This window comes from Streptomyces sp. NPDC026206 (genome assembly GCF_040638465.1).
Taxonomy (GTDB): domain Bacteria; phylum Actinomycetota; class Actinomycetes; order Streptomycetales; family Streptomycetaceae; genus Streptomyces.
On sequence record NZ_JBEZYL010000002.1, the window covers coordinates 1 to 15,257 of the forward strand.

General features: G+C 71.0%; 11 protein-coding genes. 8 read left to right on the forward strand and 3 right to left on the reverse strand.

Annotated features, from left to right (window positions below):
- Nucleotides 1–134 precede the first annotated feature (134 nt).
- Nucleotides 135–1,337, reverse strand: coding sequence for a hypothetical protein (locus AB0F13_RS03565; protein WP_362074534.1), 1,203 nt, complete (start codon nt 1,335–1,337; stop codon nt 135–137).
- Between the two features lie 259 nt (nt 1,338–1,596).
- On the opposite strand from AB0F13_RS03565, the gene AB0F13_RS03570 reads away from it, so the two are divergent.
- The 4 genes from AB0F13_RS03570 to AB0F13_RS03585 all read left to right on the forward strand — a co-directional run bounded on the left by AB0F13_RS03570 (nt 1,597) and on the right by AB0F13_RS03585 (nt 7,887).
- Nucleotides 1,597–3,045 carry a diaminobutyrate--2-oxoglutarate transaminase family protein gene (locus AB0F13_RS03570; RefSeq protein WP_362074537.1) on the forward strand — a complete coding sequence of 483 codons (1,449 nt, stop codon included), beginning with the start codon at nt 1,597–1,599 and terminating at the stop codon, nt 3,043–3,045.
- On the forward strand, nt 3,042–4,961 hold the full coding sequence (locus AB0F13_RS03575) for an IucA/IucC family protein (protein WP_362074540.1): 1,920 nt from the start codon (nt 3,042–3,044) through the stop codon (nt 4,959–4,961). Before AB0F13_RS03570 ends, AB0F13_RS03575 begins: the two co-directional genes overlap by 4 nt.
- 5 nt (nt 4,962–4,966) lie before the next feature.
- Nucleotides 4,967–5,725, forward strand: coding sequence for a GNAT family N-acetyltransferase (locus AB0F13_RS03580; RefSeq protein WP_362074543.1), 759 nt, complete (start codon nt 4,967–4,969; stop codon nt 5,723–5,725).
- Nucleotides 5,726–5,907: 182 nt separating this feature from the next.
- A complete protein-coding gene (locus tag AB0F13_RS03585; protein WP_362074546.1) occupies nt 5,908–7,887 on the forward strand; it encodes an ATP-dependent DNA helicase in 1,980 nt (659 codons plus the stop codon).
- Nucleotides 7,888–8,086: 199 nt separating this feature from the next.
- Here the strand turns inward: AB0F13_RS03585 and lexA are convergent, their stop codons facing one another.
- Nucleotides 8,087–8,872, reverse strand: coding sequence for a transcriptional repressor LexA (lexA, locus tag AB0F13_RS03590; protein ID WP_099202316.1), 786 nt, complete (start codon nt 8,870–8,872; stop codon nt 8,087–8,089).
- A 556-nt stretch (nt 8,873–9,428) separates the two neighbouring features.
- On the opposite strand from lexA, the gene nrdR reads away from it, so the two are divergent.
- From nrdR to AB0F13_RS03610, 4 genes are all read left to right on the forward strand, one after another.
- Nucleotides 9,429–9,959 carry a transcriptional regulator NrdR gene (gene nrdR, locus AB0F13_RS03595; protein ID WP_362074549.1) on the forward strand — a complete coding sequence of 177 codons (531 nt, stop codon included), beginning with the start codon at nt 9,429–9,431 and terminating at the stop codon, nt 9,957–9,959.
- A 112-nt stretch (nt 9,960–10,071) separates the two neighbouring features.
- Nucleotides 10,072–12,948 carry a vitamin B12-dependent ribonucleotide reductase gene (locus AB0F13_RS03600; RefSeq protein WP_362074552.1) on the forward strand — a complete coding sequence of 959 codons (2,877 nt, stop codon included), beginning with the start codon at nt 10,072–10,074 and terminating at the stop codon, nt 12,946–12,948.
- Nucleotides 12,949–13,095: 147 nt separating this feature from the next.
- Entirely contained in the window at nt 13,096–13,926 is an 831-nt protein-coding gene (locus AB0F13_RS03605) for an arylamine N-acetyltransferase (RefSeq protein WP_362074555.1), read from the forward strand.
- A 33-nt stretch (nt 13,927–13,959) separates the two neighbouring features.
- Nucleotides 13,960–14,565 carry a YdbC family protein gene (locus tag AB0F13_RS03610; protein ID WP_362074558.1) on the forward strand — a complete coding sequence of 202 codons (606 nt, stop codon included), beginning with the start codon at nt 13,960–13,962 and terminating at the stop codon, nt 14,563–14,565.
- Between the two features lie 35 nt (nt 14,566–14,600).
- On the opposite strand, the gene AB0F13_RS03615 is transcribed toward AB0F13_RS03610, so the two are convergent.
- Nucleotides 14,601–15,230, reverse strand: a complete 630-nt coding sequence (locus AB0F13_RS03615; RefSeq protein WP_362074560.1) for a TetR/AcrR family transcriptional regulator C-terminal ligand-binding domain-containing protein — start codon at nt 15,228–15,230, stop codon at nt 14,601–14,603.
- Nucleotides 15,231–15,257 lie beyond the last annotated feature (27 nt).

The window sequence follows — 15,257 nt, forward strand, 5'->3', positions numbered from 1 at the left end:
GCCCGCGTAACCCGCCGGGTCGCTGCTGGGTTCCGTCCCCGCGGCGGGCCCGTCCCCGTCCCACCCCATCCGCCCCGCCCCTACGTGGTGGGGGCGGGCCTCTTGCGTTCGTTCTGCTACCGCCTGTGGGCGAACTACTGCTTGTTCGCGAACTTCTGGCTGAGCGCGTCGTAGACGCCCTTCGCCTCCGGACCCAGGCGCGGGCCCGCCAGCCAGGTGCTGTTGGAGGGGCCGATCGAGGTGTTCGAGACGAGCACCACCTTGCCGTCGGCGCCCTTGGCGAACCAGCCGCCACCGGACGAACCACCGGTCATCGTGCAGCCGATGCGGTACATCGTCGGCTGCGAGGGCTCGATGGTCAGACGGCCCGGCTTGTCGACGCAGTCGTACATCTTCTGGCCGTCGAAGGGCGGGGCGGCCGGGTAGCCCCAGGCACCCATGCTCTGGATGGACTTCACCTGCGGGGTGCTGAAGTCGACGGTCAGGGCGTTGCCGACCGTCTCCTCCAGCGACTTGCCGTTGCCGTTCTCCGACTTCACGTGCAGGACGGAGAAGTCGTAGGGGGCGCCGGCGCCACCGGTCTCGGCGCCCTGCGTGATCCACTGCGCGGACGTCTGCGCCCAGTCCGCCCACCACACGCCGTACGGAGCGACGTCCGTCACCGGCGCGCTGTTGACCTGCGCGCCCGGCAGGCCCTTGTCGTTGTACGACGGCACGAAGGCGATGTTGCGGTACCAGCCGCCCTTCTTGCCGGCGTGCACGCAGTGACCCGCGGTCCACACCATGTTCGACTTGCCGGGGTGTGCCGGGTCCTTGACGACCGTCGCCGAGCAGACCATGTGGCCCTCGGGGCCGTCGAAGAAGACCTTGCCGACCGGGGCGGCGTTGTTGTGGTACGGCAGGCCGACGGCCTTGGCCTGGACCGGCCGCGGCTCGGCGTCGGTGACGCCCTGATCGGTGGAACCGCCGCCCGGTACCGTGCCCGGGGCGCCCTGGGTGGCGAGCGTCTTGTCGCTGGCGCGCGCGTCCTTCATCGTGTCGGGCTTCCAGTGGCCCTCGATGATGGGGTTGATGAAGTCGCGGGCCTCACGCAGCCACTGGTCCTTGTCCCAGTTCTTCCAGGCCCCGTCCTTCCACTTCTTCTTCCACTTCTCCAGGTCCTGGGTGGGGATCCCCTTGGGAAGGCTGGGGAAGTCGTCGCCCTTCTGACCGGCGGTCGCGCTGGGCTTCGCCTCGCCGGTGGCCTTGTCGTCGGACGGGCCGCACGCGGTGGCGGTCAGCGCCAGAGCGGCGGCGAGGGCGGCGGCCGCCAGGGCCGGCCGGCGTTTCGATGGCATGGAGTGGACTCCCCCTGTGATGTGCACTCGCTCTGGGCGAATGTCCGCTATGTGCGCGGAATGTTGTGAACTTGTCATGCACCGCCCCGGCGCGGGGCAGGGCCCCACTATGCCGGTGCCGAGGGAGACGGGCACGGGCGGGTCCACGGTTCCGCAATGAAGGATCTTGATCCGGGCCGTGATCCGCAGCTCTCGGCGTCGTTGGTACGTACGGGGGACACCCGACCATCGTTCAGCGGCAGGAGGAGGTACCCGAGCCATGGCCCCGACCCGACTACCGCCGCCCACGCCCTTAGCGGCTCCGCCCGCAGGTCATGCGGGCATCCTGCGGCGGCAGTCCGCACGCGAGCCCGCGGCCCGTACGTACGCGAGGTCGCTGCCCATCGTGCCGGTGCGCGCCCGGGGGCTGACGATCGAGGGCGCCGACGGCCGCCGCTACCTCGACTGCCTGTCGGGAGCGGGCACACTGGCGCTCGGCCACAACCACCCGGTGGTGCTCGAAGCCATCCGCTCCGTCCTCGATTCCGGTGCACCGCTGCAGGCCCTGGACCTGGCCACCCCCGTGCGGGACGCCTTCACCGGCGAGCTGTTCGCCACGCTCCCGCGCGGCCTCGCCGACTCGGCCCGGATCCGGTTCTGCGGACCGGCCGGCACCGACGCGCTGGAGGCCGCGCTCGACCTCGTACGGGCCGCGACCGGCCGCGACGGCCTGCTGGCGTTCTCCGGCGCCTGCCACGGGACGTCCGGCGGGTCACCGGCCGCGGCGCCAGGCGTGCGGGCCGCGCGGCTGCCGTTCCCGCAGGACTACCGCTGCCCGTTCGGGGTCGGCGGCGAGGCCGGCCGACAGCTGTCGGCGCGCTGGGCGGCGTCCCTGCTCGACGATCCCGGCAGCGGCCTGTACGACCCGGCCGCGGTGATCGTCGAGCCGGTGCAGGGCGAGGGCGGGGTCCTTCCCGCACCCGACGCCTGGCTGCGCGCCATGCGCGAGATCACCACGGCCCGGGCCATCGCCCTGATCGCCGACGAGACGCTGACGGGGGTCGGCCGGACGGGAGCTTTCTGGGCCGTCGAGCACAGCGGGATCGTCCCGGACGTGATGGTCATGTCCAAGGCCATCGGCGGCAGTCTCCCCCTCGCCGTCATCGTCCACCACGAGGACCTCGGCGCCGGGCGTCCCGGCGACCGGGCCGACACCTTCCGCGGCAATCAGCTCGCCATGGCCGCGGGCACCGCGACCCTCAAGTACGTCCGGGAGAACGCACTGGCCGGGCGCGCGGCCCTGCTCGGCGAGCGCATGCTCGACCGGCTCCGGCCGCTGGTACGGGAACACGACTGCGTCGGCGACGTACGGGGCCGGGGCCTGATGACCGGCATCGAGCTCGTCGACGCCGCGGCGGCGCCGGGTCCCGGCTCCCCGGCCACCGGTCCGCTCCCCGCCGCCCCCGCGCTGGCCGCCGCCGTGCAGCAGGAGTGTCTGCGGCGCGGGCTGATCGTCGAACTGGGCGGCCGTCACTCCTGCGTCGTCCGCCTGCTGCCGCCCCTCACCATCACCGACGAACAGGCGGAAGCCGTCCTCGACCGGCTGTGCGACGCCATCGCCGAGGTCTCCCGCACAGCCCACCGGATCACCGCCCCGAGAACGCCGAAGGAGGAAGGCGCCGCATCCCCGGCCGGAACGCCGCGACATGCCCGCCGCACAACCGCATGAACGCACCCCGCCCCGCCGACGCGTCCACCGCGGGCCCCGACCGGTCCCTGGTGGTGCCCCGTCCGGCCGGCCACCGCGGCGGGACTCCGGACCCCGGCTTCCCCGGCGCCGGCGACCCCCTGGACCACCCCGACCCGCGCACCGCCGGCGACGCCGCCGCCGTGGAGAGCCTGCTGCGCTGCTGGGTGCGGGAGAACGGCATCCCCCGTCCCCACGGCGACATCCTGTACCTGCCGCTCAACGCCAGCGGCATCCCCCTGACCGTCCCCGTGCGCTACTGGTCGGCCACCGGCTGGCACCGCTTCGGCCGGGTCACCCTCACCGGCGGCCCCGACGACGCCCCCGCCTTCGACGCCGTCACCCTGGCCGCCCTGCTCGGCCGCGAGGCCGCCCACCGGTCAGCACAGACCGGCCGGGCGCCCGCAGAGGACGGTGCCGACCTCGTGGCCCGGGTCGCCGACTCGGCGCGGCGCACCGCCCTGTTCCTCGCGCACCGGCGCCAACGGCCCGCCGACCCGGACGCCGGAGACCTCTTCCTCTACAGCGAACAGTCCCTGCTCCTCGGGCACCCCCTGCACCCCGCCCCCAAGAGCCGCGAGGGCCTCTCCGACGCCGAAGCGTTCGACTACTCACCCGAACTGCGCGGCCGCTTCCCCCTGCACTGGCTCGCCGTCCACCGTTCCGTACTGGCCACGGACTCGGCGTGGACCGAGCGCGGCCGCGCCGTCGACGCCCCCACCCTGGCCGCCCGCCTAGCCGGACCCGGCCTGGAACTGGAACTTCCGCCCGACACCGTGGCCCTGCCGGCCCACCCCTGGCAGGCCCGCGACCTCCACCACCGCCCAGCCGTGGCCGCGCTCTTCGAGGCCGGGCTGCTCCACGACCTCGGCGCCCGCGGCGAGCCCTGGTACCCCACGTCATCCGTACGCACGGTGCACCGGCCCGGCGCGCCCGCCATGCTCAAGCTCTCCCTCGGCCTGCGCATCACCAACTCGCGCCGGGAGAACCTCCGCAAGGAGCTGTGGCGCGGCGTCGAGGTGCACCGCCTGCTGCGCGGCGGCCTCGCCGAGCGGTGGCGGGCAGCCTGCCCCGGCGGCCTCGGCTTCGACATCGTCCGCGACCCCGCCTGGCTGGCGGTCGACGCCCCCGACGGCACGCCCCTGCCCGGCATCGACGCCGTCATCCGGCACAACCCCTTCGGCCCCGGCGACGACGCCGTGTGCGTCGCCGGGCTCGCCTCCCCCCGGCCGTGGCCCGGCGAGCAGGGCCAGAGCGGGCAGCCGGCCATGTCCTCCCGCCTCGCGCACACCATCGGCCGGCTCGCCTACCGCACCGGGCGCCCCACCGGTGCCGTCGCCGCCGAGTGGTTCCTGCGCTACCTGGACGCCGTCGTACGGCCCATGCTCTGGCTGGACGGCGAGGCGGGCATCGCGCTGGAGGCGCACCAGCAGAACACGCTCGTCCTGCTGGACGCCGACGGCTGGCCGGTCGGCGGGCGTTTCCGCGACAACCAGGGTTACTACTTCCGTGAGTCCCAGCGTGCCGCCCTCGACCAAAGGCTTCCCGGCATCGGCCGGGAGAGCGACACCTTCGTGGCCGACGAGGTCGTGGACGAGCGGTTCTTCTACTACCTCGGCATCAACAACGTCCTCGGGCTGATCGGTGCGTTCGGCTCGCAGAGCCTGGCCGACGAGCAGGTCCTGCTCGCCGCCCTGCGCCGCTTCTTCAAGGAGGCCGCCACCGGACCCGCCCGGACCAGCTCCACCCTGGCCGAGCGCTTCCTCCACGCACCCACCCTGCGCTGCAAGGCCAACATGCTGACCAGGCTTCGGGGGCTCGACGAGCTCGTCGGACCGGTGGACACCCAGTCCGTGTACGTCACCATCGCCAACCCTCTTGCCCAGACGGCGGGGTGAGGGGCATGAGCACCGAGTGGAACGAGGCAGCGGGTGTGCCGGCCTTCGACCCGCTGACGGACCCCCTCCCCGGCTGCTCCCACAGCGAGGACAGCATCGACACGGTCGACCTCCGGCTGACCGAGGAACTCATCGAGTTCATCGCCTGCGACCACCCGGGGGCCGCCCCTGCGCCGGGCCCGCCCCACGGGTCCGACCTTCTGGACGGCCTCGCCGACTGGGGACCTGTCAGCACGGACGCGGGTCCGTTCCAGCTCGTACCGGTGCGCATCGAGCGTGACCTGGGGCTGGTCACGCAGTGGATGAACGATCCGGCAGTCGAGGCGTTCTGGGGCCTGGCCGGGCCCGACACCGCCACCGCGGGCCATCTGCGCGCGCAGCTCGACGGCGACGGGCGCAGCGTTCCCTGCCTGGGGGTGCTCGGGGGAGTCCCCATGAGCTACTGGGAGCTCTACCGCGCCGATCTCGACCCGATCGCCCGCCACTATCCGGCCCGGCCGCACGACACGGGGATCCACTTCCTCATCGGCAGGACCGCCGACCGTGGCCACGGCCTGGGCACCCTCCTGCTGCGCACTGTCGCCGATCTCGTCCTCGACCGCCGGCCGCCCTGCGGCCGCGTCGTCGGGGAACCGGATCTGCGCAACGTCCCCTCCGCGGCGGCCTTCCTCGGCGCGGGGTTCCGGATGACGGGCGAGGTGGAGCTGCCCGACAAGCGGGCGGCTCTGATGATCCGCGACCGCGCCCTGCGTGCCGTCCTCTAGACGTCCACCGGGGTCCGCTGGTGCCCATCCAGGTCCACTGGGCTCCGGTCGCGTCGGCCGCTGCGGCCCGCCTCCGCCTTGCGGGGACGCTCCGTCGGCTGCCCTTGGAACGTATCGACGGGGGCACCGGGAGAGCCATCACGGCCCGCGATGTCAGTGCCGCCCCGTAGGCTGGCAACGCTATGACTGCCACCTCCTCGCCTTCCCTCCCCGACCTGCTGCACGCCGCCGTCACCGCCGTCGGGGGCACCGAGCGGCCCGGCCAGGTCGCCATGGCCGAAGCCGTCGCCGCCGCCATCGACGGCAACTCCCACCTGCTCGTACAGGCGGGTACCGGCACCGGTAAGTCGCTCGGCTATCTCGTCCCGGCGCTCGCCCACGGCGAGCGCGTGGTCGTCGCGACGGCCACGCTCGCGCTGCAGCGCCAGCTCGTCGAGCGCGACCTTCCGCGCACGGTCGACGCGCTGCATCCGCAGCTGCGCCGCCGCCCGGAGTTCGCCATGCTCAAGGGCCGCTCCAACTACCTCTGCCTGCACCGGCTCCACGAGGGCGTGCCCCAGGAAGAGGAGGAGGGGCTCTTTGATCCCTTCGAGGCGGCGGCACCCTCCAGCAAGCTGGGCAAGGACCTGCTGCGGCTGCGCGACTGGTCGGACGAGACCGAGACCGGCGACCGCGATGATCTCACGCCCGGCGTCTCGGACCGCGCCTGGTCGCAGGTGTCCGTCACCTCCCGTGAGTGCCTGGGCGCGTCGAAGTGCGCGTACGGCGCCGAGTGCTTCGCCGAGGCCGCCCGTGAGCGGGCCAAGCTCGCCGACGTCGTGGTCACCAATCACGCGCTGCTCGCCATCGACGCGATCGAGGGCGCGCCGGTGCTCCCCAGCCACGAGGTCCTGATCGTCGATGAGGCCCACGAGCTGGTCTCCCGGGTCACCGGTGTCGCCACCGGCGAGCTCACCCCGGGCCAGGTCAACCGGGCCGTGCGGCGGGCCGCCAAGCTCGTCGACGAGAAGGCGGCGGACGCCCTGCAGACGGCGGCCGAGAGCTTCGAGCGGCTGATGGAGCTGGCCCTGCCCGGCCGGCTGGAGGAGGTCCCCGAGGAGCTCGGTTACTGCCTGATGGCGCTGCGTGACGCGGCGCGCACGGTCATCACGGCTCTGGGCAACACCCGGGACAAGTCCGTCCAGGACGAGGACGCGGTCCGCAAGCAGGCCCTCGCCGCAGTGGAGAGCATCCACGCGGTCGCCGAGCGCATCGTGGAGGGATCGGAGTACGACGTCGTCTGGTACGAGCGCCACGACCGCTTCGGGGCTTCGCTGCGGGTCGCGCCGCTCTCGGTCTCGGGGCTGCTGCGGGAGAAACTCTTCAGCGAGCGGTCGGTGGTGCTCACCTCGGCCACGCTCAAGCTCGGCGGCGACTTCAACGGCGTCGGCGCCTCCCTGGGCCTCGCGCCCGAGGGCGTCGAGGGTGAGGACTGCCCGGAGTGGAAGGGCGTCGACGTCGGCTCGCCGTTCGACTATCCGAAGCAGGGCATCCTGTATGTCGCCAGGCACCTGGCGCAGCCGGGCCGTGAGGGCAGCCGGACGGACATGCTCGACGAGCTCGCGGAGCTCATCGAGGCCGCCGGCGGCCGCACGCTCGGCCTCTTCTCCTCGATGCGGGCGGCGCAGGCCGCCGCCGAGGAGCTGCGTGGCCGGCTGGACATGCCGATCCTGCTGCAGGGCGAGGAAACGCTGGGCGAGCTCATCCGGACCTTCGCCGCGGACACCCGTACATGCCTCTTCGGCACTCTGTCCCTGTGGCAGGGCGTGGACGTTCCCGGCCCGAGCTGCCAGCTCGTCGTGATGGACCGGGTGCCGTTCCCGCGGCCGGACGATCCGCTGATGAGCGCTCGCCAGCGGGCGGTGGAGGACGCGGGCGGCAACGGCTTCATGGCCGTGGCCGCGACGCACGCGGCGCTGCTCATGGCGCAGGGGGCGGGCCGGCTGGTGCGCGCGTCGGGGGACCGGGGTGTGGTCGCGGTGCTCGACCCCAGACTCGCCACGGCCCGCTACGGCTCGTTCCTGCGGGCCTCGATGCCGGACTTCTGGTACACCACGGACCGTAACCAGGTGCGGCGCTCCCTGGCCGCGATCGACGCGGCGGCGAAGGCCGACGGGCGTTAGGGGCGGGGTTTCACCGGCGGTCCGGTAACCGCGGCCGCCGATGGAGCGACCCCGCCGCGCCGATCTGGCACGCTCGCGAAAGCAGCGGCGGCTAAGGCGCAACACAAAGCGCTGACCGGGCGTAACGCACAAGGCATTCAAAAGGCAGGCCCCGGAACCGGCGCAGTGGTTCCGGGGCCCGGTCTTGCCGTGCGTGGCTTCACACCCGCCGCAGTACCGCCACGACCTTGCCCAGGATGGTGGCCTCGTCGCCGGGAATCGGCTGGTAGGCGGCGTTGTGCGGGAGCAGCCAGACGTGGCCGTCCTCGCGCTTGAATCGCTTGACGGTCGCCTCGCCGTCGAGCATGGCGGCCACGATGTCACCGTTCTCCGCGACCGGCTGGCGGCGTACGGTCACCCAGTCGCCGTCACAGATGGCGGCCTCGATCATGGAGTCGCCGACGACCTTCAGGACGAACAGCTCGCCGTCACCCACCAGTTGGCGAGGGAGGGGGAAGACGTCCTCCACCGACTCCTCGGCCAGGATGGGGCCACCTGCGGCGATCCGGCCGACCAGCGGGACGTACGAGGCCGCGGGCTTGCCGGTGGTGTCGGTCGGCTGCGTGCTCGGCTGATCGGAGCCGCGCACCTCGTAGGCCCGGGGGCGGTGGGGGTCCCTGCGCAGGAACCCCTTCCGTTCGAGAGCCATGAGCTGGTGGGCGACCGAGGATGTGCTGGAGAGCCCCACCGCCTGGCCGATCTCACGCATGGATGGTGGGTACCCACGGCGCTGGACGGAGTCCCGGATCACCTCGATCACACGGCGCTGCCGGTCGGTGAGCCCGGAGCTGTCCGCCCGGATGCCCGGGGGCCGTCCAGGGAGCGAGCGGGCCGGCTTCTGCCCCTCGGCGTTCATGGCTGCGTCGTTCATCGGGTGTGCCTGGTCGAGTCGGTTCTGGGAGCGGTCCTGGGCGGTGATGGTGGCGCTGTCTGCGGTGGTGGTCACGTCGGCCCCTCTCGAGATGTTCTCTCCCTAGCTGGACAACGGTAGTTGCTTTCGAAAGGTTGCGCCAAACACACGTTCGAGTGAAATATCGGGGATTCGCTGACGTGATCAGTTGGGAGGGTGTACGGACGGAGATCAATTCGTCCCATTACGGTACTCTTCGGTGCTGAGCCGCCCCGGTTTGTCGGCGTCCGTCCAAGCCGGACGGTAGCCGGTCGGGAGGGTCCGTCCGATACCGCGCGGGAACGCCGCGCCGTGGTGCCAGTGTGACACCCGCGCCCCGCTGGGGCTGCCTTCGGGGCCCCTTCGTAGGGTCGTGTCCGGCTTTCCCGGGGCGACACGCGGTGGAGACGGTTCGCCGCCCGGCACCAGATCTAGTGGTTTGATGGCGACAGCTACCCACAAGTTGTGGTCGATGGGCCCTCCCGGTCATTCGGGGCCGCGGCCATCGCCTATGCTGGGGGCTGCTCGGCGAGAGCCCCTGCGGGCCCGCCGTGGCCGAGGCTTGTGCACGTTTTTTTCGAGGTTTCTCGAGGGTGAAGGAGGGTGGAGAGCCATGCACTGCCCCTTCTGCAGGCACCCCGACAGTCGAGTCGTCGACAGCCGGACCACCGATGACGGCTGTTCGATCCGTAGACGCCGCCAGTGCCCCGACTGCTCCCGTCGGTTCACGACCGTGGAGACCGCGTCACTCATGGTGATCAAGCGGAGCGGGGTCACCGAGCCCTTCTCGCGCAACAAGGTGATCTCCGGGGTGCGTAAGGCGTGCCAGGGCCGCCCGGTCACCGAGGACGCCCTGGCCCAGCTCGGCCAGCGGGTCGAGGAGGCGGTGCGCGCCACGGGCAGCGCCGAGCTCTCCACGCACGACGTCGGGCTCGCCATACTCGGCCCGCTCAAGGACCTCGACCTCGTCGCGTATCTGCGGTTCGCGTCGGTGTACCAGGCGTTCGACTCGCTCGAGGACTTCGAGGCCGCCGTCGCGGAGCTCCGCGACGGTGTCCGCCGCGCCGAGGGTGCGTCCGCGGCGGACCCGGACGGTCCCGTCGCGGATGCCGAAGTCCCGGCGCCCGCCGTGGCCGTCGACTGAGCGGCCGCACATCAGACCTGCCCGGCGCGCTGAGCGCAGCCGGGTGACAGAACACATCGCGCCCCGGAAGAATTAGGCGCATAAGGGCGTTTTGCCCGTAGAGGGAGGCGGCATGACCGAGACGACGAGCGGCCCGGCACGAGGTTCCCGCTCCAAGGGAAACAAGGGCGGCAAGGGTCTGCGCATCGAACGCATCCACACGACCCCCGGCGTGCACCCGTACGACGAGGTGGTCTGGGAGCGTCGTGACGTCGTCATGACCAACTGGCGCGACGGCTCGATCAACTTCGAGCAGCGCGGCGTGAAGTTCCCCGACTTCTGGTCGGTGAACGCGGTCAACATCGTCACCAGCAAGTACTTCCGTGGCGCCACCGGTTCGCCCGAGCGCGAGTCCAGCCTCCGCCAGCTCATCGACCGCGTCGTGAAGACCTACCGCGCGGCCGGCGAGGAGCACGGTTACTTCGCCTCCCCCGCGGACGCCGAGATCTTCGACCACGAGCTGACCTACGCCCTGCTGCACCAGGTCTTCAGCTTCAACTCGCCGGTCTGGTTCAACGTCGGCACCAAGCAGCCGCAGCAGGTCTCCGCCTGCTTCATCCTGTCCGTCGACGACTCCATGGAGTCGATTCTCGACTGGTACAAGGAAGAGGGGATGATCTTCAAGGGCGGCTCCGGCGCCGGCCTGAACCTCTCCCGCATCCGCTCCTCCAAGGAGCTGCTCTCCTCCGGCGGCAACGCCTCCGGTCCCGTCTCCTTCATGCGCGGCGCCGACGCCTCCGCCGGAACGATCAAGTCGGGTGGTGCTACCCGCCGCGCGGCCAAGATGGTCGTGCTCGACGTCGACCACCCGGACGTCGAGGCCTTCATCGAGACCAAGGTGAAGGAGGAGGAGAAGGTCCGCGCCCTGCGCGACGCCGGCTTCGACATGGACCTGGGCGGGGACGACATCACCTCCGTCCAGTACCAGAACGCCAACAACTCGGTCCGGGTCAACGACGAGTTCATGAAGGCCGTCGAGAGCGGCTCGACGTTCGGTCTGCGCGCCCGGATGACCGGCGAGGTCATCGAGGAGATCGACGCCAAGGGCCTCTTCCGCAAGATGGCCGAGGCGGCCTGGGCCTGCGCCGACCCGGGCATCCAGTACGACGACACGATCAACCACTGGCACACTTCGCCGGAGTCGGGCCGGATCACCGCGTCCAACCCGTGCAGCGAGTACATGCATCTGGACAACTCCTCGTGCAACCTCGCCTCGCTCAACCTCATGAAGTTCCTGCGCGACGACGACAATGGCAACCAGTCGTTCGACGCCGAGCGCTTCGCCAAGGTCGTCGAGCTCGTCATCACGGCGATGGACATCTCCATCTGCTTCGCCGACTTCCCGACCGAGAAGATCGGCGAGACCACCCGCGCCTTCCGCCAGCTGGGCATCGGCTACGCCAACCTCGGCGCCCTGCTGATGGCCACCGGTCACGCCTACGACAGCGACGGCGGCCGCGCGCTCGCCGGTGCCATCACCTCGCTGATGACCGGCACCTCCTACAAGCGCTCCGCCGAGCTGGCCGAGGTCGTCGGCCCGTACGAGGGCTACGCCCGCAACGCCGACGCCCACAAGCGCGTCATGAAGCAGCACGCCGACGCCAATGGCGCCGCCCTGCGCATGGACGACCTGGACACCCCGGTCTGGGCCGCGGCGACGGAGGCGTGGCAGGACGTCGTCCGTCTCGGTGAGAAGAACGGCTTCCGGAACGCCCAGGCCTCGGTGCTGGCCCCCACGGGCACCATCGGCCTGATGATGGACTGCGACACCACGGGCGTCGAGCCGGACCTGGCCCTGGTCAAGTTCAAGAAGCTCGTCGGCGGCGGCTCGATGCAGATCGTGAACAACACGGTTCCCAAGGCGCTCAAGCGCCTCGGCTACCAGCCGGAGCAGGTCGAGGCGATCGTCGCCCACATCGCCGAGCACGGCAACGTGATCGACGCTCCGGGCCTGAAGAGCGGGCACTACGAGGTCTTCGACTGCGCGATGGGCGAGCGCGCGATCTCCGCCATGGGTCACGTGCGCATGATGGCCGCCGCGCAGCCGTTCCTGTCGGGTGCGATCTCCAAGACCGTGAACCTGCCGGAGTCGGCCACCGTCGAGGAGGTCGAGGAGGTCTACTTCGAGGGCTGGAAGTTCGGGCTGAAGGCGCTCGCGATCTACCGCGACAACTGCAAGGTCGGTCAGCCGCTCTCCGCCAAGAAGAAGGAGCAGGCCAAGGCCCCCGAGGCTGCTGCCCCCGCCGCCGCGGAGAAGGTCGTCGAGTACCGCCCGGTCCGCAAGCGCCTGCCCAAGGGCCGCCCGGGGATCACTACCTCCTTCACGGTGGGTGGTGCCGAGGGCTACATGACCGCCAACTCCTACCCGGACGACGGGCTGGGCGAGGTCTTCCTGAAGATGTCCAAGCAGGGCTCGACCCTCGCGGGCATGATGGACGCCTTCTCGATCGCCGTCTCGGTCGGTCTGCAGTACGGCGTGCCGCTGGAGACATACGTCTCGAAGTTCACGAACATGCGCTTCGAGCCGGCCGGTATGACGGACGACCCGGACGTGCGGATGGCGCAGTCGATCGTCGACTACATCTTCCGCCGCCTGGCGCTGGACTTCCTGCCCTTCGAGACGCGCTCGGCGCTCGGCATCCACTCCGCCGAGGAGCGTCAGCGTCACCTGGACACCGGGTCGTACGAGGCGGCCGACGACGAGGTCGACGTGGAGGGGCTCGCCCAGTCCGCTCCGCGTCACGTCGAGGCTCCCAAGCCCGAGGTCCCGGCCCAGCCCGCCGCGGCGGCCCCGGCCCCGAAGCAGGTGCACAACTCCACCGAGCTGGTGGAGATGCAGCTCGGCCTGAGTGCGGACGCGCCGCTGTGCTTCTCGTGCGGCACCAAGATGCGCCGTGCGGGAAGCTGCTACCTCTGCGAGGGCTGCGGCTCGACCAGCGGCTGCAGCTGATCGCCCGGTCAGCGCTCCGCCCGAGCGACTGACCGTCGTGTGACCGATGGGGGAGCCGGCTTTTGCCGGCTCCCCCATCGGTGTACCCGGCCCCGCACCAGGGTGTGAATACTAGTGAGGTGATCAACTGGAAGGCGGTGGCAGGGAATGAGTAATTCCATATGGTGCGGCGAGGAATTGGACCTCGATGCCTACTTGGCCCGTATCGGGTTCGAGGGGACCTTCCGGCCGGACCTGGAGACGCTGCGGGCGGTGCATCGCAGTCATGTGGCGGCGATTCCCTTCGAGAATCTCGAGGTGATCCTCGGCCGCCCGGTTCTGCTGGACATCAAGGCACTGCAGGACAAGATGGTGACGCGCAGGCGCGGCGGCTACTGCTACGAGCAGAATTCCCTGCTGGCCGCGGCTCTCGAACGCATGGGTTTCTCCGTCTCCGGGCTCGGCGCGCGGGTGCGGGCGAGCAGCGAGACCCTGCGTCCGGTCACGCACATGGCGCTGAGCGTGGAGGCCGACAGCGAGGAGTGGCTGTGCGATGTCGGCTTCGGTGGTGAGGGCTTGATGGAGCCGCTGCCGCTGCGGGACGGTGCGGAAGCCGGGCAGGGGGAGTGGAGGTTTGGAATGGGGCGTGAAGAGAAGGGCGTACGGGTCCTGCGCACGCTCCGGTCGGACGGTTGGGCCGACCTTTACGCCATCGGTCCAGAGGACCGCTTTCCCGTGGACTACGTCCTGATGAACCACTTCACTTCGACGCACCCGCGTTCGCCGTTCGTCTCCAGGCCGGTCGTCCAGCAGGCGCAGCCGGCCCTACGACGGACGCTCGTGGGTTCGATGCTCACGAACGTACGTCCCGACGGTTCCATGGAACAACGGAAAGTCGGGGAAGGGGAGTTGACGGAGGTGCTGCGGAGCGAGTTCCGGATCGAACTGGACGAGCGGGAGGCCGCGACGCTCGCCCGCGTGTACTCCTGCGGTACGTGACCCGGGCCACTTCCTGAGCCGTACGATGGGTCGGTGCTGGTCAAGTGGATTCGCTGCACCGTGGTGGACCGCCGCGGCTTCGAGCGGGGGCAGCGGAAGTGGGCGGGGTTGCTCGGTGAGCCCGGGTTCCGGGGGCAGGGAGGAGGGTGGAGCCGGGCGCGCTCCGATGTGGTGCACCTCTTCGGATTCTGGGAGAGCCGGGCGTTCTACGACTCCTTCATGGCGCGCTCGCATGACAGGCTGGCGGCTTCGCAGGCCGGCACGTTCAAGAACGCCCAGGTACGGCTCTTCGAGCATCGCTTCGATGTGAAGGTCGGTTTCCGGCCACAGTTCACCGACGCGGACGTCGTGCGCTTCGCCCACTGCAGGGTCCGTGAGGACCGGGTCGAGCACTTCACCCTGATGCAGGAGAAGGTGTGGAATCCGGCGATGGCCGGCTCCCCCGGAATGCTGCGCGGCGTCTTCGGCGAGGCGCCCGGCCAGGAGTTCCTGGTGTTGTCGATGTGGAACTCCGTGGCCGAGCACGGCAAATACCGCGCGGACCGGGTGGAGAGGCTCGGCTTGCGGGCGCAGACCGAGGCCGACGTCGCGGCGATCACGGGCGACGTCGTGGAGATAGAACAGGCCTGGACGGTCTGACGGCCGGCCCGGGGTTGTCCCCGGGCCGACCGCGGTCAGGCCGCCGACGGGGCGTAGACCCCGGCACGGACGGCCGCGAGCACACTGTCGGCGGCCTCTTCCGCGACGGCCGTGTCGACGGGCTCACGGGTGATGAACAGCCGGAAGAACAGTGGGGCGGACACGCTTCGCGCGACGGCGCCCGCGTCGGTGCCGGGCGGGGCCTCGCCACGCTCCACGGCGCGTGCGATCAGTGGCGCGCAGCGACCGAAGCGCTCGGCATAGAAGCCGCGCAGCGCTTGTGCGGCCCGTTCGGACTGGAAGGCGGCGGTGATGAAGGCGGTGGGGGCGGCCGCGCCCGCAGGGTCTGTGAAAGTGTCGACGACCTCTTGGGCCAGAGCCAGCAGGTCCTCGCGCAGCGAGCCTGTGTCGGGCGGGGTCCAGCTGTCCTCGCCCGCCAGGTCGAGGGCGTCCGCCACCAGTCCTTCGACGCCGCCCCAGCGCCGGTAGAGCGTGGTCTTGTGCACGCCGGAGTGCTCGGCCACATATTCGACGCTCAGCCCGGGATAGCCGTGCTCGACGAGGCCGGCAAGGACGGCGTCACGCACCGCGGCGCGGGTGCGGGCGGTGCGTCCGCCGGGACGCACGGTGCCGGGGGCGCTGGAGGAGGGGGCATCCGCAGGCAAATGCAACTCCTGTTGCGTTAATGGGGT

Coding starts and splice junctions, on each gene's coding strand:
- AB0F13_RS03600 (WP_362074552.1), top strand. CDS start 10,072: ATGACCGAGACGACGAGCGGCCCGGCACGAGGTTCCCGCTCCAAGGGA.
- AB0F13_RS03580 (WP_362074543.1), top strand. CDS start 4,967: ATGAGCACCGAGTGGAACGAGGCAGCGGGTGTGCCGGCCTTCGACCCG.
- AB0F13_RS03570 (WP_362074537.1), top strand. CDS start 1,597: ATGGCCCCGACCCGACTACCGCCGCCCACGCCCTTAGCGGCTCCGCCC.
- nrdR (WP_362074549.1), top strand. CDS start 9,429: ATGCACTGCCCCTTCTGCAGGCACCCCGACAGTCGAGTCGTCGACAGC.
- AB0F13_RS03565 (WP_362074534.1), bottom strand. CDS start 1,337: ATGCCATCGAAACGCCGGCCGGCCCTGGCGGCCGCCGCCCTCGCCGCC.
- AB0F13_RS03605 (WP_362074555.1), top strand. CDS start 13,096: ATGAGTAATTCCATATGGTGCGGCGAGGAATTGGACCTCGATGCCTAC.
- AB0F13_RS03585 (WP_362074546.1), top strand. CDS start 5,908: ATGACTGCCACCTCCTCGCCTTCCCTCCCCGACCTGCTGCACGCCGCC.
- AB0F13_RS03575 (WP_362074540.1), top strand. CDS start 3,042: ATGAACGCACCCCGCCCCGCCGACGCGTCCACCGCGGGCCCCGACCGG.